This window comes from Vibrio sp. V04_P4A5T148 (genome assembly GCF_963875605.1).
GTDB classification, from domain to species: domain Bacteria; phylum Pseudomonadota; class Gammaproteobacteria; order Enterobacterales; family Vibrionaceae; genus Vibrio; species Vibrio anguillarum.
This window is the reverse complement of record NZ_CAWNMS010000049.1, coordinates 1-21,984: the sequence shown is the minus strand read 5'-3', so window position 1 is coordinate 21,984 and position 21,984 is coordinate 1. Positions and strand designations below refer to the sequence as shown.

The following is a 21,984-nucleotide window of genomic DNA, read 5'->3' as shown; positions in this document are numbered from 1 at the left end:
GTGCATAGTAAAGCAAAGACCCAGCATTTTCGCTAGGTCTTTGTATGGTTGGATGAGTTTCTATTGATACCATCTCTTGTTATTCAACGGCTTTGGTCGGTGAAGAGCGAAGTTTGTTCGCCAGCATCACCACAAGTGGGCTAGTCAACATCACGACTGCAAGCACGGTAAACACGAAAGTGATCGGACGTTCCCACAAGAAGCTTAACTCCCCATCGCTGATCATCAACGCGCGGCGAAGGTTCTCTTCCATTAATCCACCCAAAATAAAGCCAAGCAGCAGTGGTGCCAGCGGGAAGTTGGCTAACCGTAGAGCAATCGCCCCCATCGCGACGATCAACATTACGTAAACATCCATAGTGTTAAACGAAACCAAATAAACACCGGTGATTGAGAAGAACAAAATCATCGGCAGCAATACGGTTCTTGGCACCGCCAATAGCCTTGAAATATATGGAATAAGCGGCAAGTTAAGGATGATCAGTACAATATTACCGAGATACATTGAGATGATGACAGACCAAAAGACATCAGGGTGATCAACAAATAAACGAGGACCAGGTTGAATGCCGTAAGAAAGCAGGGCTCCAAGCATGATCGCTGTGGTGCCAGAGCCGGGAATGCCGAGTGTCAACAGCGGAACAAAAGATCCGCTAGAGGCGGCGTTATTGGCAGACTCTGGTGCAACAAGCCCACGCAAAGACCCTTTACCGAACTCTTCTTTTTTATCTTTGGGCGCTAAGCTGCGCTCCATACCATAACTCAAAAATGCGGCGATGGTTGCGCCAGCGCCGGGCAACACGCCAGTGAAAAAACCTAAAATGGAAGCACGAATTGAAACGGGAGCCGCTTCTTTAAATTCTGCTTTGGTGATTTTCATACTGCCCAAGTTGCTGATTTTATTCTGTTCATCTGTACGCGTGTCGTTTTCTGGTTTTAAAATACCCATTAATGTCTCGCCTAAAGCGAATGTCGCCATCGCCAGCAAGAGGAAGCTAAAACCGTCCATTAAATCAGTTAAGCCAAAGGTAAAACGTTCCACACCTACGCCTTTATCAATACCAACGGTAGAGAGCATCAAGCCAAGAACAACCATCATCCATGCTTTAAGGACTTGTCCTTTGCCAGCAAAGGCGGCGACCGCCGATAGACCGAGTAGCATCAACGCAAAATAGTCAGAGGATTGAAAACTCAGTGACACGCTGGCCAGTGCAGGCGCTGCGACCAAGAGCATAATCGCTGACAAGGTTCCGCCTGTAAAAGAGGCGTAAGCGGCGATGGCTAACGCTTTACCAGCTTGGCCTTTTTGCGCCATGGGGTAGCCATCAAACGCGGTGACCACGGTTGCCGAGCATCCGGGAGCATTAATCAAAATGGAGGAAGTGGAGCCGCCAAAAATAGCGCCGTAATAAACGCCGGCCATTAAAATCAAACCTGAAGATGGTTCAAGGCCATAGGTGATCGGGATCATCAACGCGATGGCCGAAATAGGGCCAAGCCCGGGCAACATGCCGATAAAAGTACCAACGAAACAGCCCACAATCACCATGAAGATGTTCATTGGCATCATGGCGGTAGAAAGCCCTTGTAAAATTCCATCTAACATAATCAGTTCCTACCAGAGTGTGAAAATAACGCCGGGCTCAAGGTAAATGTCCAAACCTTGAGTAAGCAGCAGATAAAACGCGATGACAAAGGGAAAAGAAGCACCAAATAACACTGATTTGCGTCTTTCACCCAAAATATAAAAGCCAGCGAGTAGAAAGAAACTGGTGGCCAGTACGAAGCCTAAATAGGTTAGACCAAGTCCGTACAGCGCCATCAACACTAAAAAACCAATCAACAATTTCCAGTTGAAGTGCAATACCGCGCCGCTTTGTTTATCGTGCTGCCCTAAAACCAGCATCAACAAAGAGAGGCCAATTCCAGCGTAAGTCAGCAGAGTCGGCAAGGTTTGGGCGTTAAACGGTTCGTATTCATCACCGGGAAACATCGGTATTTGAGTCGTTTGATAGCCGTAGCAAAGGCTAAGAACAAGGAAGATCAACGCGCCAACGCGATCGCGGCACAGTAAATATTCTTTGCTGAAAAATTTGGTTGGCAGATCCGACATATCCAACTCCATGGTAAAAATAGGGGAGAAAAGAGCCGTGTAGCAGCGAGTTAATGAATTGATTAACTAAGGGCAAAGGGATAGGTGTATGGAGGTTTTCCTATCCATATTTGCCTGATAAACAAAGGAGTATTGAGCATAACTGCACACGGCAAAAGTGTTGCTAGCGGGGACAAGGCAAGGAACTGTCCCCTTAGCGACCTTACTTCAGGAAACCGAGCTCACGCATCAGATCACCCATCTCTTTTTCTTGGGCTTCTAAGAAGGCGTAAAACTCTTTATCCGCTTGATAATTATCGATCCAACCATTACGGTCGCGGACGATTTTCCATTCATCGGTGGTGTACATTTTCGCTAATGCTGCGTTCCACTGATCAATCTTCTCTTGGCTGATCCCAGGGGCTGCGAAGAAGCCGCGCCAGTTAGCAAATACAGTTGGGTTGCCGTAGTCAGTTAATGTTGGAATATTCGGGGCAGATTCCAAACGTTTAGGGGCGGTGATCGCCAAAATTTTCACTTGGCCAGACTTGGACATTTCAAGCACTTCACCTAAGCCTGTTGAAAGCAGTTGTGTTTCACCAGAAAGCAGTGCCGCCATGGCTTTGCCACCCGCGTCATAGGCGATGTAGCGAACTTCTTTTGGATCCAACCCTTGCCCTTTGAAGGCGGCCGCGGCGACTAAGTGATCCATACTGCCACGAGCAGAACCGCCAGCGACTTTGACTTTACGCGGGTTGTCTTTGAAATCGGCAACCGCATCTTCCCACGTTTTGTATTTTGAATCGCCCGCAGCAACGATAGCGCCATAATCAGAAACAGTGGCGGCAATCGGTGTTAAATCGCGGAAGGATTGTGGAAAAACACCGGATAAAGAACGAACAACAATCGGTGTAGAGTTGACCATCAAGGTATCTTCTTGGCGGTCTGCGGTTTCAATTAGGTGTGCAATCGCTTTACCACCACCGCCACCGGATAAGTTTTGGTAAGACACATTGCCGACAATGTCGGTTTTCATCAGTACATCACCTGTACCACGAGCCGTCATGTCCCAACCACCACCCGCGCCACCGGGTACTAAAATGTGAAGTTTCTCAATATCAGCGGCGAAGCTGCTAACAGAAAAGGTTGCAGCCAGTATGGATGCAGTGAGGGTTGGTTTGAACTGCTTAAACATATTCACGTTCCTTATGTAGGGCGCATCTTCATCTTTACCTTGGAGCGTTTGTGATTGAATGCTACAGGCGGAGATAGGGTGCTTATCGTTGTTATCATGACTGCATCAATGATCTAATGCAGATACGTTAAGTTAATAACCTGTTACAGGTTTGTCTCTAATGCGTAGATAAAAACAATATAGGGCATAAAAACGTTTTTGTTCATAAAGTTCACAGCGTTATTTTGCTGCGTTGTGTGACGAGTCTTCGTTAGCGTCTTGTCTCACTATCTACTAGCAGTAATCGGGTGTTATTCATTGCAAATTGCGCGGCTAAGGCGTCATTACCTTGCTGAAGTAAGGTCGTGATACTGGGTAGCAGCAAGAAAAAGATCAAAGGTTCGGGATATTGGGCTTGCCATTGATGACGCTCATCTAACACATGCCCTTCGAAGTAGACGGTGAGTACCACACTGTCCGATGAAAAGTGCGATCCATGGAACCGCCCTAAAGTATGCGTCGAGCCCCATATTGAACTCAGTGGTCGCTCCGATGTGCTTTTAAGATAGAGATCAACAGCTACACTTTGCGATTGAGAACCTTGCGGTTGAGAATATCGATGAACCGTTAAGCGCTCACCCGAATACTTGCCTTGCTGGAAAGGCAAATAACCTAAGTTGTTCGGTGTTACACGGCCATCGTTTGCACACATTTGAACCGAATCGGGCATTTGCTGGCTGCTGTACAATTCACAAGCAAATTGAGCAACAAGTTGCTGTACTGCGCTTTGAAATAAGCGAGCATCAAATGAGTGTTCTTGCTCAAGGTGTAAATTTAATTCAGGAAAAACAATAGGTAACTGGTTTGTTAGCGCGTTGAGGTCATTGATCGTAACCGATTGATTCTCCTCTATTGCCGTGCGAATAATATTTGGGTTGTCTGCCAATGAAAGATCATCTTCAGAATAGATCGCCTCACTCAGTAGTGGGTAGCTGCGCGGATTTTTCGGTTTACTGTTGTAAGCAATGCATCCAGATAAGAGCAACGAGCAGGCGAGAGCGTAACCAAAAGGAGAGTGCGTGATTCTCTTGCAAAGATTCATAAGTGACGGCCGTGTCATCGGTAATGGGTTGCACTGCTTATTCTATCTGCGAAATCGACACTTTTCTCTTTTCAAGCTCACAGAGTTTTATCTTCTTCGGGTTCAAATTTAATCATTAAGTTTCTTATACATTAGTCTAATGTGTCGACAATCTTATTGATTATCGATGGTTTTATGGTCTATTTTAACAGTGAGTTTTAATGATTGTTAACACATATAAGTGTGTGAGTGCTTTGCGTCTCAGCATGAATCCAACCTGTGAGCGATAACAAGATGAATAGTGCACTAACACTAAACAGTACTGATACAAAATCACACGCTGTTGAACGAGAAAAAGAGAACACCAAATCGGAAAACCTTACGGAGTATCTGATTGAGGCGATTGTTGAAGGGCGTATAGCACCGGGCAGCAAGATTTCAGAACCCGAACTCGCCAAACGTTTTCAAGTCAGCCGTGGGCCACTGCGTGAAGCGATAATGCGTGTGGAAGGCTTGGGGTTGATCGAACGTGTTTCACATGTGGGCGCGCGAGTCATTGAGTTGTCACCCGGTAAGTTGGTGGAGCTTTATGCAGTACGCGAAGCGTTAGAGGGTATGGCGGCAAGGTTAGCGGCGCGCAACATTTCGCCCTCTGAATTACAAGGGCTAGAGGCGTTATTGTCGACACATTCGAATCATATTGAGCAAGTCGAAGGGGCTTCCTATTTTCATCAACACGGTGATTTTGACTTTCATTACCGCATCATCAAAGCCAGCCGTAATCATAAATTAGTGACTTTATTGTGTGATGAGCTCTATCACTTACTGCGCATGTATCGTTATCAATCGCCACGCTCACATTCACGTCCGAAGGAGGCGTTGGATGAGCACAAATACATTCTACAAGCGATCAAAAACGGCGATGAAGAACTGGCTGAGATGTTGATGCGACGCCATATTTCGGGCAGTCGAATCTTGATTGAACAGCAGATAGTAAAAGAGTAAGCCACAGTGCTGTGGGTAGAAAATAATCATGCCTGCAATGAAGCAAACCAAGAACCACGCATAGAGCGGCCTTGAATAAGGGCGATAACCAAGCGACTGATTAGGAGAATCTCATGAGCTTAAGTCAGGGGGCGAAATTTAGACTCGCTGTTCAACAAAATGATCCACTGCAGATTGTCGGCACGATCAATCCCTATTGCGCAATGATGGCCAAACGTTTAGGCCACCAAGCCATTTATCTGTCGGGTGGTGGCATCGCTAACGCTTCGTATGGTTTGCCCGATTTAGGTATCACCACATTAAATGATGTGCTGGTGGATGTTGAGCGCATCACCAATGCGTGTGATTTGCCTTTGCTGGTGGATATTGATACCGGTTTTGGCGGCGCATTTAGCATTGCTCGCACTATCAAAGCGATGGAAAAAGCGGGCGCTGCTGCCGTGCATATGGAAGATCAAGTTGCGCAGAAACGCTGCGGGCACCGCCCTAATAAAGCGATCGTCAGCCAGCAAGAGATGGTTGACCGCGTTAAAGCTGCGGTAGATGCACGAGTGAACCCAGAGTTTGTGATCATGGCGCGCACCGATGCGTTAGCGGTGGAAGGCATTGATAGCGCCATTGAACGTGCCATTGCTTGCGTGCAGGCCGGAGCCGATATGATTTTCCCCGAAGCGATGACCACTCTTGAGCAGTACGATCGTTTCTCCACCGCGTTAAGCGCAGCTTGTGGTAAGTCAGTACCGATTTTAGCCAACATTACTGAGTTTGGGCAGACGCCGCTCTACCCATGTGCAGAACTTGCTCAAGTGAAAGTGGATATGGTGCTTTACCCATTGAGTGCGTTTCGTGCGATGAATAAAGCGGCTGAGAATGTCTATCGCCATTTATTAGAGCAGGGCAACCAACAAGCTTTGCTCGATAGCATGCAAACCCGTAGCGAGCTGTATGACTATCTCAATTACCACGATTACGAAGATAAGCTCGACGAGCTTTTTTCATCAAAGGAATAATAAAAACAAAGGAAAAGGAGTTCAATATGTCAAACGCACCACTGGGCGGCGCAGGTCTGCGCGGTCAAAGCGCGGGAGTCACCGCTTTATGTACTGTCGGAAAAACTGGGACGGGTCTAACTTATCGAGGTTATGACATCACCGATCTTGCCAACCATGCACAGTTTGAAGAGGTCGCTCATCTGTTATTGATTGGCCATTTACCTAATCAAAGTGAACTTGACCAGTACAAAACCCGCTTAATGGGATTACGAGGTTTACCGCAGCCGTTAAAAGCCGCGCTAGAGCTGCTACCAGCCAGTACACATCCAATGGACGTAATGCGCACCGGCTGTTCTGTTTTAGGCAACCTTGAAACCGAGCACAGTTTTGCTGAGCAGTTGAGTGCGACCGAACGGATGTTGGCACTTTTCCCCGCTATTATCTGTTATTGGTATCGTTTCAGCCACCAAGGCATCCGGATTGACACTGAAGATCAAAGCGAAGCATGCATTGGTGGCTACTTCTTAAAAATGCTGACAGGAAAAGCACCGAGCGAGCTGCATAAGCAGGTGATGCATTGCTCATTGATTCTGTATGCAGAGCACGAGTTTAATGCATCAACGTTTGCCGCACGCGTCTGTGCTTCTACGCTGTCAGATATTCACTCTTGCGTAACCGGGGCGATTGGCACACTGCGTGGCCCGTTGCATGGTGGAGCCAATGAAGCGGCGATGGCGATGATCGAACGCTGGCAAACACCGGACGAAGCTGAGGCCAATATTCTGCAAATGTTGGCTAATAAAGACAAAATAATGGGTTTTGGTCATGCTATTTATCGTGAAAGTGACCCGCGTAACGCATTGATCAAACGTTGGTCAAAAGCGTTATCTGAAGCGGTGGGTGATACGCATTTGTACGCGGTATCAGAACGTGTTGAAGCGGTGATGAAACGTGAGAAAGACCTATTTTGTAATGCGGATTTCTTCCACGCTTCGGCCTACCATTTTATGGGTATTCCTACGCCATTATTTACCCCTATTTTTGTGATGAGTCGATTAACCGGCTGGGCCGCTCATGTGTTTGAGCAGCGCGCTAATAACCGAATTATTCGCCCAAGTGCCGATTATGACGGTCCTGAACATCAAGAGTGGATACCAATAGAGCAGCGTTAATGGGATGAAATCAAGCCATGCTCCTTTGGTGTATGGTTTGATGGCAGGTAAAACCTAGCTCGCTAGACGATGTTTTGAATAGACAATGTTTCGAATAGACAGTTTTATGGGTGGAATTGATGAGTCATCAAACGATCAACAGCCAATACAAAAAAGTATTACCAGCGACCGCGCTGGAGTATTTTGATGCACGAGAAGCGGTCAATGATATCCAAGCCGGAGCGTATGATCGGCTGCCTTATACCTCACGGATACTGGCGGAAAACTTAGTCCGCCGCTGTGAGCCGCACACATTGGTTGATTCGCTGAAACAGCTGATTGAGCGTAAGCGCGATCTCGACTTCCCGTGGTATCCGGCGCGTGTGGTGTGCCACGACATTTTAGGGCAAACCGCTTTAGTGGACTTGGCGGGGTTAAGAGACGCGATTGCTCAGCAAGGCGGTGATCCATCCAAAGTAAACCCTGTGGTGGAAACGCAACTGATTGTCGATCACTCACTCGCGGTTGAACATGCCGGCTTCGAAGCTGACGCGTTTGAAAAAAACCGTGCGATTGAAGATCGCCGCAATGAAGATCGCTTTCACTTCATCGAATGGTGCAAAACCGCCTTTGAAAATGTCAGCGTTATTCCGGCAGGCAATGGCATCATGCACCAGATTAACTTAGAAAAAATGTCGCCCGTCATCCAAGTGAAAAACGGCTTAGCATTTCCAGATACTTGTGTCGGTACTGACAGCCATACTCCTCATGTCGATTCATTAGGTGTGTTGGCGATTGGCGTCGGTGGGTTAGAAGCTGAAACAGTGATGTTAGGTCGGCCTTCGATGATGCGTCTGCCCGATATTGTCGGCGTTAAACTAACCGGTCAACGCCAAGCGGGGATCACCGCGACCGACATTGTGCTTGCCATTACGGAGTTCTTGCGAAATCAGCGCGTGGTGTCTTGTTATCTGGAGTTTTTCGGAGAAGGCGCTCGCGCATTGACGATTGGCGATCGCGCAACGCTTTCCAATATGACACCTGAATATGGTGCAACCGCAGGCATGTTCTATATTGATGAGCAAACCATCAACTATCTCAAACTCACGGGTCGAGACGCACAGCAAGTAGCCTTGGTTGAACAGTACGCTAAGCAAACCGGCTTATGGGCCGATGATTTGATTGAAGCGCAATACGAACGGGTGCTGGAGTTTGATCTCTCAAGTGTACAGCGCAATTTAGCCGGGCCTTCGAATCCTCATCGCCGTTTGCCGACAAGCGAACTGACCGAGCGCGGTATTGCGGGGGCGTGGCAAACCAAAGAAGGCGAATTACCTGATGGCGCAGTGATCATCGCCGCCATTACTTCGTGCACCAATACCAGTAATCCGCGCAATGTCGTGGCCGCCGCATTGCTGGCGAAAAAGGCCAATCAATTGGGTTTGGTTCGCAAACCTTGGGTCAAAACCTCTTTTGCACCGGGCTCAAAAGTAGCCAAACTTTATTTAGAGGAAGCCGGTCTGCTGCCTGAGCTAGAACAGCTCGGTTTTGGCATCGTCGCTTATGCATGCACCACCTGTAATGGCATGAGTGGCGCGCTTGATCCTAGGATTGAGCAGCAAATCATTGAACGCGATCTCTATACGACGGCTGTGCTATCAGGTAACCGAAACTTTGATGGCCGCATTCATCCCTATGCGAAACAGGCTTTTCTTGCCTCTCCGCCATTGGTGGTGGCGTATGCACTTGCGGGTACGATTCGTTTTGATATTGAAAAAGACGCGTTGGGAATAGATGCGCAAGGCAAGCCGATTTACCTCAATGACTTATGGCCAACCGATGAAGAGATCGATGATGTGGTGGCGCGCCATGTTAAGCCCGAACAGTTCAAACAAATCTACATTCAGATGTTTAAATTAGATGAGCACATGGCCAAACAAAAGCCACTTTATGATTGGCGCCCCATGAGCACTTATATCCGTCGTCCGCCTTATTGGGAAGGTGCGTTAGCGGGTGAACGTCGGTTGTCAGCCATGCGACCTTTGGCGATTTTAGGTGACAACATCACTACGGATCATTTATCGCCATCGAACGCTATTTTAGCGACCAGTGCCGCTGGGGAGTATTTGCTCAAAATGGGCGTTCCGGAGCAAGATTTTAACTCCTATGCCACGCATCGTGGTGACCATCTAACGGCGCAACGCGCCACTTTTGCTAACCCCAAACTGTTCAATGAGATGGTGCAAGAGGAGGGCAAAGTAAAGCAAGGTTCGTTGGCGCGTATTGAACCTGAAGGCTTGGTTACCCGCATGTGGGAAGTGATAGAGACTTATATGGGTCGTAAGCAGCCATTGATCATTATTGCTGGGGCCGATTATGGGCAAGGTTCGTCACGTGATTGGGCGGCGAAAGGTGTACGTTTGGCGGGAGTTGAAGCCATTGTTGCCGAGGGGTTTGAACGGATCCATCGCACGAATTTAGTCGGGATGGGTGTTCTGCCACTGCAATTTAAAACGGGAACAGACCGCCACACACTGCAACTCGATGGTACTGAGCTTTATGATGTGGTGGGAGATATTAAGCCGGGCGTCGACTTAACCTTGGTGATCACTCGTACGCAAGGCGCAAATAAGGGCGAACAGCAGAAGGTTACGGTGACTTGTCGTTTAGACACGGCTGATGAAGTCAGTGTGTATCAGGCTGGTGGCGTATTGCAGCGTTTTGCGCAAGATTTTCTGGCTCAATGACGCTAAGGATAAAGGAGTATCAGGTGAGTAACTCATTAAAAATTCCGGCGATGTATATGCGCGGCGGCACCAGTAAGGGCGTGTTTTTTCGGCTTGAAGATTTACCCAAAGAGGCTCAGCAAGCGGGAGAGGCACGAGATCAACTGCTGTTGCGTGTCATTGGTAGCCCCGATCCTTATGGCAAACAAATTGATGGCATGGGCGGCGCAAGTTCTAGCACCAGCAAAGCCGTGATTCTCTCCAAAAGTGAGCAAGCCGATCACGATGTCGATTATCTATTCGGCCAAGTTTCGATAGACAAAGCGTTTGTAGACTGGAGCGGCAACTGCGGTAACCTTTCTGCGGCAGTAGGGCCATTTGCGATTCACAGCGGTTTTCTCGACCCAGAACAGATCCCTAATAACGGTGTAGTGACGGTTCGCGTTTGGCAAGCCAACATTGGCAAAACCATTCTTATTCATGTGCCAATTGAGCAGGGTGAAGTGCAAGAGTGTGGTGATTTCGAACTCGATGGGGTGACCTTTCCCGCCGCTGAAATTGCGGTTGATTTTCTCGATCCTGCCGATGATAGCGGTGTGATGTTCCCAACCGGAAATGTGCTCGACCAACTGCAAATCCCCGGCATGGGAACCTTGAATGCAACGCTCATTAATGCGGGCATTCCGACGATTTTTATCGATGCTCACGACATCGGTTATCAAGGTACTGAACTGCAAGAGGCGATCAACAATGATGATCATGCCTTGGCGATGTTTGAAGCAATTCGCGCTTATGGCGCTGTGAAAATGGGTTTGATTGAGCATATTGAACAAGCCCAACTGCGCCAACATACGCCTAAAGTAGCGTTTGTAGCAAAAGCGCAATCCTATTTGTCATCCAGTGGTAAAGCGGTATCGGCGAACGATGTCGATATTGTGGTGCGCGCGCTGTCTATGGGAAAACTGCATCATGCGATGATGGGAACGGCCGCCGTGGCCATCGCTTCAGCGGCCAGTGTCCCTGGAACGTTAGTGAATATGTTGGCGGGCGGTGGAGCAAAAGAATCGGTCACTTTTGGTCATCCATCCGGTACGCTGAAAGTGGGCGCTAAAGCCGTTTTACGAGAGGGTCATTGGGGAATAGAGAAAGCCAGTATGAGCCGTAGCGCGCGGGTGTTAATGGAAGGTTGGGTGCGAGTCCATCGTTAAGCCTCAAATCATGTTAAGGGAAATGTTATGTCGGCATATTTAAAGGAATATCAATGGGCTCAATCTGAACCTGAATCATTTTGGCAGGCTCAAGCTCGGCAGATTGAGTGGTTTGAGTTTCCCCAAACTATCTTACAAAAAGATGAGCATGGCATTGAACGCTGGTTTACCGATGGTGTACTCAATACCTGTTGGTTGGCGCTAGATTTCCATTGTGAACAGGGGCGAGGTGAGCAAACCGCGCTGATTTATGATTCCCCAGTGACCGGAAGAAAGCGTCAATATAGCTATACACAATTACGAGATCAGGTAGCGAAAGTAGCGGGAATGCTGGCAATGCAAGGTGTTGCTAAAGGCGATCGGGTGATCATTTATATGCCAATGATCCCGGAAGCAGTGATGGCGATGCTCGCTTGTGCACGGCTTGGCGCGATTCACTCTGTCGTTTTTGGCGGTTTTGCACCCAATGAATTAGCGGTGCGTATTGAAGATGCTGAACCGAAAGTGATCATGACGGCATCTTGCGGTATCGAAATCAATAAGATTTTACCCTACAAACCCTTAGTTGACCGTGCCATTTTAGACAGCAAATGGAAGCCGGAAAAAGTGGTGGTGTTACAACGCTCGGAGCATGTGGCTGACTTAAATAATGAGCGAGATCTAGAGTGGAATCGAGCCGTTAAAGAAGCGCCGCCGCATGATTGCGTGCCGGTTTTGGCGACCGATCCGCTTTATATTCTTTACACATCAGGTACAACAGGCAAACCCAAAGGGGTGGTGCGCGACAACGGTGGTCATGCAGTCGCGATGAAGTACTCCATGTCAACCATCTACAATATGCCTCAACAAGGTGTTTTTTGGGCTGCGTCGGACGTGGGGTGGGTAGTCGGTCACTCTTACATTGTTTATGCACCCTTGATTCACGGTTGCACCACTATTTTGTATGAAGGTAAACCGGTGCGCACACCCGATCCGGCTGCATTTTGGCGAGTGTGCCAAGAGTATAAGGTGGACGTACTTTTTTCTGCGCCTACCGCCTTTCGCGCCATCAAAAAAGAAGATCCCAATGGCGATCTACTCAAACATTATGATTTATCCACTTTAACCACTATTTTTATGGCCGGAGAACGTCTTGACCCGCCGACACTTGAATGGGTAGAACAGCACACTCAAAAGCCAGTAGTTGACCATTGGTGGCAAACCGAAACCGGTTGGGCGATTGCTGGAAATCCGATAGGGCTTGAGTCAATGCCAATTAAAGCGGGGTCAGCAACGAAACCGATTCCCGGTTATCAGGTCGAGATTCTCAATGAGCTAGGTGAAGTGATGCCCGCCAATCAACAAGGGTTTGTGGCGTTGAAACGCCCCTTACCACCAAGTTGTTTAGCGACGGTATGGCGTGATCACGAACGATTTGAGTCCGGTTACCTTGCTCAATTTGACGGTTACTATGTTTCTGGTGATGGTGGCTATTTGGATGAAGAAGGTTATCTCTTCATCATGGGGCGAATTGATGATGTGATAAACGTTGCAGGCCATCGTTTATCTACGGGGGAGATGGAAGAAATCGTCGGTGCTCATCCTGCGGTTGCCGAATGTGCTGTAGTTGGAGTGTATGACGAGCTTAAAGGGCAGTTGCCGCTAGGGTTGGTGGTGCTTAAAGATGGCGTTAAGGTGGATGAGCGCGACTTGGAACAAGAACTTGTTAACAAAGTGCGCAGTGAAATTGGTGCGGTAGCGTGCTTTAAGCATGCGTTAATTGTTGATCGTTTACCCAAAACGCGCTCTGGTAAAATTCTGCGTCGAGTCATTCGACAAATTGCCGATGGCGAAGAGTATGCTGTCCCTTCAACAATTGATGACCCAATGAGCTTGAGTGAGTTAGAAAAAGCGCTCCATCACTAGCGGCTACCCTATAGTTGACGATTAATCGAGGCGCCTCAGATGAATGAGGCGTTTTTATTGCCAATTTGCAATCCGCATTTTATTTGTTTCTCTTAGTTCCTCTGTCTTAGTTCTAAGACGAGATTAGCGCTCAATCGACCCAAAACGCTACGCATGAAGATATATTTTTTAATCACTATCTTATAGAATCACGGCCAAAGCTTTATTCATTCAGAGCGCGAAATATGTCGTTAGTTATCATAACTCCTGCTTGTGATCGTGATTTACCGCAACTGAATCAGTTGATGTATGACCTTCATCATGAGCATCACCTTGCTTGCCCTGAGCATTTCAAAACAGCAGAAGAGATTGAACAAGAAAAAAGTATTGCTCGTTATTTAGATGATCCGGAATGTTTGGTTTACGTTGCCAAAATAGACAGTCAAATTGTGGGATTTATATCGGGTCACTTTTGCGAGTTAATTTCAAGCGTGAGCAAAGCGGTACCAATCGGCAGTATTGATGAGCTTTACGTTGAGCCACAATATCGTCAGCAGCATATCGCACAGCAGTTGTTTCAAAAAATGGAGCAGACATTAAAAGAGTACGGTATTACCCAAGTCTTTGTCGAAGTGTGGGATTTTAACCAAGGAGCGCAATCTTTTTATCAACGTTCTGGTTTTTCATCGCATATACATTGGTTAAGAAAGTCAATCGATAGCAAGTAATTCGATAATAATAATCATGGATTTTTAATGTGTTAAAACAGTTTTCATTGTTGAGTGTCTGTTTGCTGTCGTTGTTCTGGTCAAGTGTTGGTGTCGCTCAACAACCCGTAACGCTACCAGATAATATTCGTGGTGCTCTATGCCTAGTTAAAGCCGATCATAAGATCGTGCTCGTTAACGAGGTGATCACCAAGCAGATTTCATTGCCAGGAGGGACGATATCTCCCGGTGAATCTCCAGAATTGGCCGCGCAAAGAGAAACATGGGAAGAAACGGGCCTTGTTGTAACGGTAGGGCGCACGTTGGGGTATACGGATACGGCTGTCGTTTACAGCTGTCGTAGTGATTCCGATGTGATTGCTTTTGAGTCAAAAAATAGCCGTAATGGACATGAGTTGCCTATTTGGTTTGCTCCTCATTATGGTGTCGAGGTTGCTAGCGCAATGCTGATCGATCCGTATCGTATTGATGCAAGTCAGTATCGTTACCCTGAGCAATGGGATCGGATCAAAACCATGTATCAAGAAGCGGATAGCCAACCCGTGATTTATGTAGAGAATCTGGTTTCTGCTGCGCCTCGGTTTCACCAAATCGAATTAGGCTGGATGATGAAATTGCAGAATACGGTCGCGGAATGGCCGTATACGCTGAGTTCGTCGATTTATCAAATCGCAGTATGGATCACCAAATTGACGGATCCTTTATTGCTGATAGTTTTATTTCCAGTGATTGCCTGTTATCTGGGTAAAGAGTCTGTTTATAAGATATTTTTTGTGGTTACCGTGAGTTCATTATTGTCATTGGTGGCTCAGCAAGGATTTGCATTACCAAGACCTCATGCCTATATACCATTGTTGGAACTTTGCCAAAGTTACGGGTACGGTTTTCCAAGTTTACCGATTGCAGTTTGGTTTGGTGTAGGGATATCACTATTGCGAGCTTTTGATCATCTCGATTTCAACCGAATGTTTGTGGGTTTTATCGTGTTGATGGGGCTATTAATGTTGGCCAAATTCTATATTGGGGAAGCCTTCATCAGCGATATGGTGATAGGTGGATTGTTGGGCGCTCTGGTTGCGTGGCACATTGTTCGTTTAGATGAACAATCTTATACCGACGTCAGAACACTGCTGGGTTCGCGTGGGGTATGGTGGGGTTTAACGATCACGGTTGCACTGCTGGTTATGATCTGGCCCTTGCCTAGTTTCACCGCTTGGTTAGCCATTTTGCTGACGGCATCGGCTTTAGTTATGACAAAGAGCACTGAACCACTACACATCACTCTTCAACGAATGTGGCTGCTGATCATTTTGTTATTAGCACTCAATCAAGTGGTGTTATTTGGTGCCACGCTCGTTTCATACAGCAGTATTTTCTCTTTAATGGTTGAAACGCTACGCTTGCCACTACTCATGCTCATCTTTGCATGGTTCATGAGAAAATGCTGTGCTTAACCTGGTTGTTTAGTTAACATCCCGATTAAAGACGCCTCGACTGAGGCGTCTTTAATGCCTATTCGTGAGACTCACCGAGTACAAATTTTTCTATAGCAACTGCCACACCATCGTCGTCGTTACTAAGTGTAATATAGTCGGCTAGCTGCTTCGTTTGTTCCATCGCATTTGCCATTGCAATTCCAAGTCCTGCGTATTGCAGCATGTGATGATCATTTTCAGCATCTCCCATACAAATAATGTGTTTAGCCTCGATCCCCAAGTGCTCGGCAATCGCTTTGACACCGACGCCTTTATTACTTTGTGTGTTTAAGAATTCAAGAAAGAATGGTGCACTTTGTACAATAGTAAACTGCTGATAGAGCTCCGGAGGAAGTTGTTCAATGGCTTTCTGTAGCAAGCTCGGCTCTGCCACAATCATTGCTTTGATGATGGGATGATCATCTTCAAGCTGTTCAAAATCCATTTCCGTGATCGGCAGTCCGTTGATTCTTGCTTCAAGCTCGGTATATTCACTGATTTTAGGCGTGATCAGACCATGAACTTGGCTAAAGGCGTGTGTATTCACGTTAAGTTGGTTAGCAAGGTTAGCGACTAATTTTGCAGAGCGGCCATCGATAATTTTGTGATGAATAATTTCACCACTGCCAATGTTTTGAACCATTGAGCCGTTGTAGTAAAGGACAAAATCCTCATTTGAGTTTAAATGCAGTTCTTGCAACTTATCGCGCATGCCATCAATAGGACGTCCAGACGCCAGCACAACTCTAACTCCTTTTTCACGAGCTTTGGCTATAGCCTGTTTTGTTCTGGCTGTGATCTGTTTTTGGCTATTGAGAAGAGTACCGTCCATATCTAAAGCGATGAGTTTATACATGACTTACCTAAATTAAGTGAAGAAGAAAGCCAGCAGCTTATGCAAGTTGAGATGTGATCGCCACTGATTTAGTCAAATTTTTACGCACGTGATGGGTTTAGTTTGACCTAAGGCAAGGCATCTATTAAGGTCAGCGACCTGCATTTTTTGATATTGAGTTAGGCTGAGTTTACGTTGTACAAAATTAATGAAATGTTTGAGACCATCCAAGGTGAAGGGGTATACACTGGTGTGCCTTCTGTTTTTATTCGTTTACAGGAGTGCCCTGTTGGATGCGCTTGGTGCGATACAAAGCAGACGTGGGATGCCACACCGCAAGACGAACGTCCTATCAATGAAGTTCTCACCAAGACACAAGATAGCCCAGCTTGGTGCTCAGTCAGTGCAGATGAGCTGGTGTTACTTTACAAAAAGCAGGGTTATAACGCCAAACATATTGTAATTACAGGTGGTGAACCATGCATTTATGATCTGCGTTCACTTGCGCAAGCATTTGAGGCAATGGGGTGTCACATTCAAATTGAAACCAGTGGCACATTCCCGGTTCAAACCTCGGCAAATACATGGGTGACAGTGTCACCAAAAATTGCAATGAAGGGCAAACTGCCTGTACTCGATTCAGCTCTGTTAAGAGCAAATGAGATCAAGCACCCCGTCGCAACGGCTAAGGATATTGAACAGCTAGATGCGTTATTGCTGCGAGCACAAGTTCCTGATTCAACGGTGATTGCTTTACAGCCCATTAGCCAGAAAGAGCGGGCAACCCAACTGTGCATTGAAACATGCATTGCGAGGAACTGGCGTTTATCGATTCAAACGCATAAATATTTAAGTATTGCCTGAGGAGATGAAAATGAAAAAAGCCGTTGTGGTATTTAGTGGTGGCCAAGATTCAACAACCTGTTTGGTTCAGGCATTAAAAGAGTTTGATGAAGTGCACGCCATCACCTTTGATTATGGCCAACGCCATAAACTCGAGATTGAGGTTGCCAGCACCTTAGCGAAAAAGTTAGGTGTAGCTGCACATAAAGTCATGGATGTAAGCTTACTCAATGAGTTGGCGATCAGTTCACTTACTCGTGACGATATTCCAGTATCACACGAGTTACAAGAGAATGGGTTACCGAACTCGTTTGTGCCGGGGCGTAACATTCTGTTTTTGACCCTTGCGGGTATTTACGCGTATCAAATAGGCGCAGATGAGGTGATTACCGGTGTTTGTGAAACAGACTTTTCTGGTTATCCGGATTGCCGAAATGATTTTGTTAAAGCGATGAACAGTGCTTTGGTGCAAGGGATGGATCGCCCATTCAACATTCGTACTCCTTTAATGTGGCTAAACAAAGCAGAAACTTGGGCATTGGCTGATGAATATGGCGCTCTCGATCTGATCAGGCATGAGACACTGACTTGTTATAACGGTATTATCGGAGACGGCTGTGGTGGTTGCCCATCATGTCAGCTGCGTAAGGCGGGTTTAAATGATTACTTATCAAGTAAAGAATCAATAATGAATGCGCTTTACAACAAGAAATCAATAGCTTAATGATTTATCGAATAACAAGTGATTTGATAAAGTGATGTGTAAATGGGTGTTCTACGCTTGGCTAATTTAAGAATTGACCAATAGAGCACCCACTCACTTTAGCTAAAGATACATTTTAGCTAGATCGGCAGGCTCGATTTCTTTACCTTCTAAGCTTGCATTCCAGTTAGTGCCAATTAATACACCATCTTCATCAAGGGTAATCAACCAATCTTCTACGAAAATATCGAGAGGAATTTCTAATACTTCGAAGTCAGACCACTCTTCAACATTGTGAGTTTGTGCATCTTCTTTGGTTGACCAAAAAGGCATAACTTCACTACTTTCAAATTCTGTCGAGTCGCATGCCAGCCAACCATCTTCATTTTTTAAGCCCCATACTAGTTGGGTCTCTTTTGTTTGTTCAATAAACAATTCTAAGTTTGCTTGAAGGTCAGCAGTTAATTTGCTCATTATCTTTATCTCATAAGGTGATGACGCGCAAGGATAGCATTTTGTGCTAGTAAACTCATTAGAATTTTAGACAGAAAAAAGGGGCGAAAACGCCCCAATCCTCGATAAATATCGATTTCAACGCTCGCGTTTGGTGAAAATGGTCCACTCTTCTTTCACCGAACCTTTGTGGCCGACGACAGTGGCGACAACTTTTCTATTCATCGCATGGCTAATATCATCATCACCATTTTCTGTCAGTTCAGTATCACCAAAACCAACAATACGGACACGAGTATGGCTAATGCCGTAACTAACAAGCGCCTTCTCGACGTTATAAGCTCGGTTTTTCGATAACTCTAAGTTATAACCTGGATTCCCAACCTTACTGGCATAACCTTGTAATTCAATCGAAGCTGAAGGGTATTGCTTGAGAAAATTGGCCATTGACCGTATTTGACTTAGAAACACAGGGTTGACTATTGCTGAATCATTCGCAAACAGAATTCTAAGCTGGAGTTGCTCTTCGGTTTTAATGAAAGTGCCACAACCATCATTATCGATCTCTGACTTCAATGGTGTTTCGGGGCACAAATCTCTGGCATTAATCACGCCGTCAAAATCATCGTCACGTAAATCGTCTATTTGATCAGCGAGTGGCATATCAATATATGGATAATCATCTCTAGCAGATGAAGTCGTCGAGGTGATAAAGAGTAAGCTCGCCATCATTGGCCATAAGTATTTCAACATGTTAGTACTCCACCGCATCATGCCACTCTTTGGGTGTATCCACTCTCAACGAACTCAACAATGACCCAGTTGCATTCATAACACGGTATTTTGCATACTGTTCATCGTATTTGGCATCGAGATAACCTTTTCTTGCTTCGAAAAGCTCATTTTCAGTATTCAACACATCCAATAGTGTTCGCTTGCCGAGCTTATATTGTTTTTCATAAGCAATAACCGTATCTGAAGCAGAATCAACATGATCGGCTAAAAATTCTTTTTGTTGTAATGTCAAATCAAGAGCGCTCCAAGATAAACGCAACCCCTCTTCAACACTACGATAAGTCCGATCTCTTAAATCTTTCGCTTTGTTCATTTGGTAGGCTGCACTGTCGGTGCGCGCAGAATCTGAACCACCATTGTACAGGTTGTAACGCATCCTAATCATGGCCGATAATTCATCGCTGCTACCTTCTATCCCACCGGCATCATCACGCCATGTTTGTGCAGCTTCGAAAGATAACGTTGGGTAATTTGTTCCCTGAGTTTGTTTATATTGAAACTTTGCGGAATCAACATCGGCTTGCGCTACTTTGATGACCGGGTGATCTTGGTAGGCTTTTTCTAAAGCGTCATCAACGGTAAAAGGCAAAGCAGAATGGTCTGCTCTAGGGAAAATTAAATCTTGAGGAGGTTGACCTACCAACCGTTTAAACTGGGTATGTATATCAAACAGATTATTCTGTGCAGCTAAAAGATTGCCATGGGCTTTAGCTAAACGAGCTTCAACCTGAGAAAGATCAGCGGTTGAACCAATGCCTGATTCCACACGCTTTTGTATATCACGATATATTTTCTTATGTACTGAGAGGTTGCTTTCAGAAAGTGTCAGTATTTCAAACGCTTTCGTTGCATCGAGATACACCTTAGTGACCTCTAATGCGATATCTTGAGCGTCAGCTAAGAGTTGGAAACGAACCGATTCGGCATCAGCCGAAGTACGATCAATATCGTTTAAAGTCGAAGAACCATCCCAAATCAGTTGGGTTAAGGTAATGGTGGCTTCTTTACGAGTAAGTTCATTTTCAGTACCAGAGGCTAAATCAACCGCTTCGTAGCCAATACCAGCATCGAGATCGATCCTTGGAAGATAAGCACCAGAAGAGGCTTCGCTATTATAGCGCTTACTCACATATTCGTTATATGCACTTTTAATATTTGGATTGGTTGCAAGCGTTATTGACACCGCTTGCTCAAGAGTCTGGCTATATACAGAGATCGGGAAGCTGAGTGCGATGGCGTAGCTCAACGTTTTCATATTCATCCAATTCACTTGGGCACTCCTCTAGGAACTTCTACTTCTTTTAAGCCGCAATAGTACGGCATTAGCTGTTGCATTATCGAGACGCTTGATGGAAAAACGCAACAAAATAGCATTAAATTCTCATCAGTAAACAGTAACATATTCATTACATTCGTGATTTTAGCAAAGAATCATACACCAAATCATCAATTAACATTTATTAAACATTGTTGATTGTTTTTATAATAAAGTACATCTTTAGTGTGATATTGATTCAAACTATAAATGTGTGACTGAAGTCTCCACCTACGTCACATAAGAAGGTGTAAAAATGGTTTTTCCTTTGTATTACAGGTGTTAAATGCTAATTTATTACCATTAGAAATGACAAATTACGTAGCAAAGATGTAGGAATGTAAACAGTCGCATCGTTGTGAATTCGGAAGTTATTAGAGGTATTATATGGAACTTGGTTCTTTTTCTTTAGGTACAACATTAACTTTCGGTCAGATGATCGTTGTGGATGCAAATGGCAATGTACGGGTGCTTCAGCCAGGAGAAAAAACCTTGCCTGGTGAAATAATCATCAGTGCCAGTAACGCTACCCAAGACGATGTAGGCAATAATAATGATGTACAAATATCAAGAGTTAACGCTGATGGTCGCAACGTAGACATAACCAATGACATCAATGAAATTTTCGCAGCATTAGAGCAAGGCCAAGACCCAACACAGCTAGGCGAAGATCTTGCAACTGCAGCGGGTGAATCGAACGGTTCAAGCCCGACGGGCTCAGTCAGCATCGCTCGCGACGCTTCGGAAACCATAGCCGCAACAGAATTCTCCACGTCAGCACTCACCGCGCTAGGCCTATCTGAAACACAAAGTTTAACGCTATTAGAAAGCTATTCTCAAAGTGCTTTAGGGTCAATTGTGACGGGCACCAACGATGCGCCAGTGGCGGCGGCGGATGTAGAGGCCGGCGCGACCGAAGGTGGCGATGTGATCAGCGGCACGGTGACGGCGACCGATGTGGATACGGCGCAGGGCGACCTGACGTACAGCCTGGTTGATGCGAATGGCGATGCGGCGAGTGCGCCAGCTGGCTTCACGTTGACAGGAAATGCTTGGACGTTCGATCCGAAAGATGCGGCTTACGACTCCCTCGCGGTAGGCGAGACGACCGACGTCGAAGTGACCGTCCAAGTTGCCGATGGCCAAGGTGGCACAGACACCCAAACGATCACCATCACAGTGACGGGCACCAACGATGCGCCAGTGGCGGCGGCGGATGTAGAGGCCGGCGCGACCGAAGGTGGCGATGTGATCAGCGGCACGGTGACGGCGACCGATGTGGATACGGCGCAGGGCGACCTGACGTACAGCCTGGTTGATGCGAATGGCGATGCGGCGAGTGCGCCAGCTGGCTTCACGTTGACAGGAAATGCTTGGACGTTCGATCCGAAAGATGCGGCTTACGACTCCCTCGCGGTAGGCGAGACGACCGACGTCGAAGTGACCGTCCAAGTTGCCGATGGCCAAGGTGGCACAGACACCCAAACGATCACCATCACAGTGACGGGCACCAACGATGCGCCA

At 46.3% G+C, this 21,984-nt stretch carries 19 protein-coding genes; 11 read left to right on the top strand and 8 right to left on the bottom strand.

The features are described from left to right. Positions 1-79 precede the first annotated feature (79 nt). The 4 genes from AACT18_RS10705 to AACT18_RS10690 form a co-directional block, all read right to left on the bottom strand. Positions 80-1,606, bottom strand: coding sequence for a tripartite tricarboxylate transporter permease (locus AACT18_RS10705; RefSeq protein WP_017046152.1), 1,527 nt, complete (start codon positions 1,604-1,606; stop codon positions 80-82). Between the two features lie 9 nt (positions 1,607-1,615). Then, positions 1,616-2,113 (bottom strand): tripartite tricarboxylate transporter TctB family protein, encoded by a 498-nt coding sequence (locus AACT18_RS10700; protein ID WP_176428337.1) that lies wholly within the window; start codon positions 2,111-2,113, stop codon positions 1,616-1,618. Positions 2,114-2,315: 202 nt separating this feature from the next. Next, positions 2,316-3,287: a tripartite tricarboxylate transporter substrate binding protein gene (locus AACT18_RS10695; RefSeq protein WP_094125328.1), complete on the bottom strand. Its 972-nt coding sequence runs from the start codon at positions 3,285-3,287 to the stop codon at positions 2,316-2,318. A 250-nt stretch (positions 3,288-3,537) separates the two neighbouring features. Beyond that, positions 3,538-4,368, bottom strand: a complete 831-nt coding sequence (locus AACT18_RS10690) for a hypothetical protein (protein WP_094125327.1) — start codon at positions 4,366-4,368, stop codon at positions 3,538-3,540. A 273-nt stretch (positions 4,369-4,641) separates the two neighbouring features. On the opposite strand from AACT18_RS10690, the gene AACT18_RS10685 reads away from it, so the two are divergent. From AACT18_RS10685 to AACT18_RS10650, 8 genes are all read left to right on the top strand, one after another. After that, positions 4,642-5,352: a GntR family transcriptional regulator gene (locus AACT18_RS10685; protein WP_026028009.1), complete on the top strand. Its 711-nt coding sequence runs from the start codon at positions 4,642-4,644 to the stop codon at positions 5,350-5,352. A gap of 113 nt (positions 5,353-5,465) precedes the next feature. Continuing rightward, positions 5,466-6,362, top strand: a complete 897-nt coding sequence (gene prpB / locus AACT18_RS10680; RefSeq protein ID WP_017046149.1) for a methylisocitrate lyase — start codon at positions 5,466-5,468, stop codon at positions 6,360-6,362. Positions 6,363-6,388: 26 nt separating this feature from the next. Beyond that, the gene (gene prpC / locus AACT18_RS10675) at positions 6,389-7,516 is read left to right on the top strand and encodes a bifunctional 2-methylcitrate synthase/citrate synthase (protein ID WP_094125326.1); all 1,128 of its coding nucleotides are present in this window, start codon (positions 6,389-6,391) and stop codon (positions 7,514-7,516) included. Positions 7,517-7,635: 119 nt separating this feature from the next. Continuing rightward, positions 7,636-10,242 (top strand): Fe/S-dependent 2-methylisocitrate dehydratase AcnD, encoded by a 2,607-nt coding sequence (gene acnD / locus AACT18_RS10670; RefSeq protein ID WP_094125325.1) that lies wholly within the window; start codon positions 7,636-7,638, stop codon positions 10,240-10,242. Then, the gene (prpF, locus tag AACT18_RS10665; RefSeq protein WP_094125324.1) at positions 10,239-11,429 is read left to right on the top strand and encodes a 2-methylaconitate cis-trans isomerase PrpF; all 1,191 of its coding nucleotides are present in this window, start codon (positions 10,239-10,241) and stop codon (positions 11,427-11,429) included. Before acnD ends, prpF begins: the two co-directional genes overlap by 4 nt. 27 nt (positions 11,430-11,456) lie before the next feature. Further along, entirely contained in the window at positions 11,457-13,334 is a 1,878-nt protein-coding gene (locus tag AACT18_RS10660) for a propionyl-CoA synthetase (protein WP_094125323.1), read from the top strand. A gap of 224 nt (positions 13,335-13,558) precedes the next feature. Continuing rightward, positions 13,559-14,041, top strand: coding sequence for a GNAT family N-acetyltransferase (locus AACT18_RS10655; RefSeq protein ID WP_094125322.1), 483 nt, complete (start codon positions 13,559-13,561; stop codon positions 14,039-14,041). A gap of 29 nt (positions 14,042-14,070) precedes the next feature. Next, positions 14,071-15,495: a bifunctional NUDIX hydrolase/phosphatase PAP2 family protein gene (locus AACT18_RS10650; RefSeq protein ID WP_094125321.1), complete on the top strand. Its 1,425-nt coding sequence runs from the start codon at positions 14,071-14,073 to the stop codon at positions 15,493-15,495. A gap of 58 nt (positions 15,496-15,553) precedes the next feature. Here the strand turns inward: AACT18_RS10650 and yidA are convergent, their stop codons facing one another. Continuing rightward, on the bottom strand, positions 15,554-16,372 hold the full coding sequence (gene yidA, locus AACT18_RS10645) for a sugar-phosphatase (protein ID WP_094125320.1): 819 nt from the start codon (positions 16,370-16,372) through the stop codon (positions 15,554-15,556). A 192-nt stretch (positions 16,373-16,564) separates the two neighbouring features. Here yidA and queE point away from each other — a divergent pair, with 192 nt between their 5' ends. Continuing rightward, a complete protein-coding gene (gene queE, locus AACT18_RS10640; RefSeq protein WP_033197471.1) occupies positions 16,565-17,215 on the top strand; it encodes a 7-carboxy-7-deazaguanine synthase QueE in 651 nt (216 codons plus the stop codon). 10 nt (positions 17,216-17,225) lie between these two features. Continuing rightward, positions 17,226-17,918: a 7-cyano-7-deazaguanine synthase QueC gene (gene queC, locus AACT18_RS10635; protein ID WP_176428315.1), complete on the top strand. Its 693-nt coding sequence runs from the start codon at positions 17,226-17,228 to the stop codon at positions 17,916-17,918. Between the two features lie 102 nt (positions 17,919-18,020). On the opposite strand, the gene AACT18_RS10630 is transcribed toward queC, so the two are convergent. The 3 genes from AACT18_RS10630 to AACT18_RS10620 all read right to left on the bottom strand — a co-directional run bounded on the left by AACT18_RS10630 (position 18,021) and on the right by AACT18_RS10620 (position 20,415). After that, entirely contained in the window at positions 18,021-18,371 is a 351-nt protein-coding gene (locus AACT18_RS10630) for a DUF2750 domain-containing protein (protein WP_094125086.1), read from the bottom strand. A 117-nt stretch (positions 18,372-18,488) separates the two neighbouring features. Continuing rightward, positions 18,489-19,124 (bottom strand): OmpA family protein, encoded by a 636-nt coding sequence (locus tag AACT18_RS10625; RefSeq protein WP_094125085.1) that lies wholly within the window; start codon positions 19,122-19,124, stop codon positions 18,489-18,491. Beyond that, positions 19,105-20,415: a TolC family outer membrane protein gene (locus AACT18_RS10620; protein ID WP_094125084.1), complete on the bottom strand. Its 1,311-nt coding sequence runs from the start codon at positions 20,413-20,415 to the stop codon at positions 19,105-19,107. Before AACT18_RS10620 ends, AACT18_RS10625 begins: the two co-directional genes overlap by 20 nt. 432 nt (positions 20,416-20,847) lie before the next feature. Between AACT18_RS10620 and AACT18_RS10615 the strand changes: the two genes are divergently transcribed. Next, a partial coding sequence (locus AACT18_RS10615) for a retention module-containing protein (protein ID WP_141138117.1) occupies positions 20,848-21,984 on the top strand: 1,137 nt, incomplete at its 3' end.

What these genes read in the sequence shown, in the direction of transcription:
- AACT18_RS10695 (WP_094125328.1), bottom strand. Translation starts at nt 3,287, where the DNA reads ATGTTTAAGCAGTTCAAACCAACCCTCACTGCATCCATACTGGCTGCA.
- prpB (WP_017046149.1), top strand. Translation starts at nt 5,466, where the DNA reads ATGAGCTTAAGTCAGGGGGCGAAATTTAGACTCGCTGTTCAACAAAAT.
- AACT18_RS10705 (WP_017046152.1), bottom strand. Translation starts at nt 1,606, where the DNA reads ATGTTAGATGGAATTTTACAAGGGCTTTCTACCGCCATGATGCCAATG.
- AACT18_RS10690 (WP_094125327.1), bottom strand. Translation starts at nt 4,368, where the DNA reads ATGAATCTTTGCAAGAGAATCACGCACTCTCCTTTTGGTTACGCTCTC.
- AACT18_RS10655 (WP_094125322.1), top strand. Translation starts at nt 13,559, where the DNA reads ATGTCGTTAGTTATCATAACTCCTGCTTGTGATCGTGATTTACCGCAA.
- acnD (WP_094125325.1), top strand. Translation starts at nt 7,636, where the DNA reads ATGAGTCATCAAACGATCAACAGCCAATACAAAAAAGTATTACCAGCG.
- yidA (WP_094125320.1), bottom strand. Translation starts at nt 16,372, where the DNA reads ATGTATAAACTCATCGCTTTAGATATGGACGGTACTCTTCTCAATAGC.
- AACT18_RS10630 (WP_094125086.1), bottom strand. Translation starts at nt 18,371, where the DNA reads ATGAGCAAATTAACTGCTGACCTTCAAGCAAACTTAGAATTGTTTATT.
- AACT18_RS10700 (WP_176428337.1), bottom strand. Translation starts at nt 2,113, where the DNA reads ATGTCGGATCTGCCAACCAAATTTTTCAGCAAAGAATATTTACTGTGC.
- AACT18_RS10625 (WP_094125085.1), bottom strand. Translation starts at nt 19,124, where the DNA reads ATGATGCGGTGGAGTACTAACATGTTGAAATACTTATGGCCAATGATG.
- queE (WP_033197471.1), top strand. Translation starts at nt 16,565, where the DNA reads ATGTTTGAGACCATCCAAGGTGAAGGGGTATACACTGGTGTGCCTTCT.
- AACT18_RS10685 (WP_026028009.1), top strand. Translation starts at nt 4,642, where the DNA reads ATGAATAGTGCACTAACACTAAACAGTACTGATACAAAATCACACGCT.
- prpC (WP_094125326.1), top strand. Translation starts at nt 6,389, where the DNA reads ATGTCAAACGCACCACTGGGCGGCGCAGGTCTGCGCGGTCAAAGCGCG.
- prpF (WP_094125324.1), top strand. Translation starts at nt 10,239, where the DNA reads ATGACGCTAAGGATAAAGGAGTATCAGGTGAGTAACTCATTAAAAATT.
- AACT18_RS10660 (WP_094125323.1), top strand. Translation starts at nt 11,457, where the DNA reads ATGTCGGCATATTTAAAGGAATATCAATGGGCTCAATCTGAACCTGAA.
- queC (WP_176428315.1), top strand. Translation starts at nt 17,226, where the DNA reads ATGAAAAAAGCCGTTGTGGTATTTAGTGGTGGCCAAGATTCAACAACC.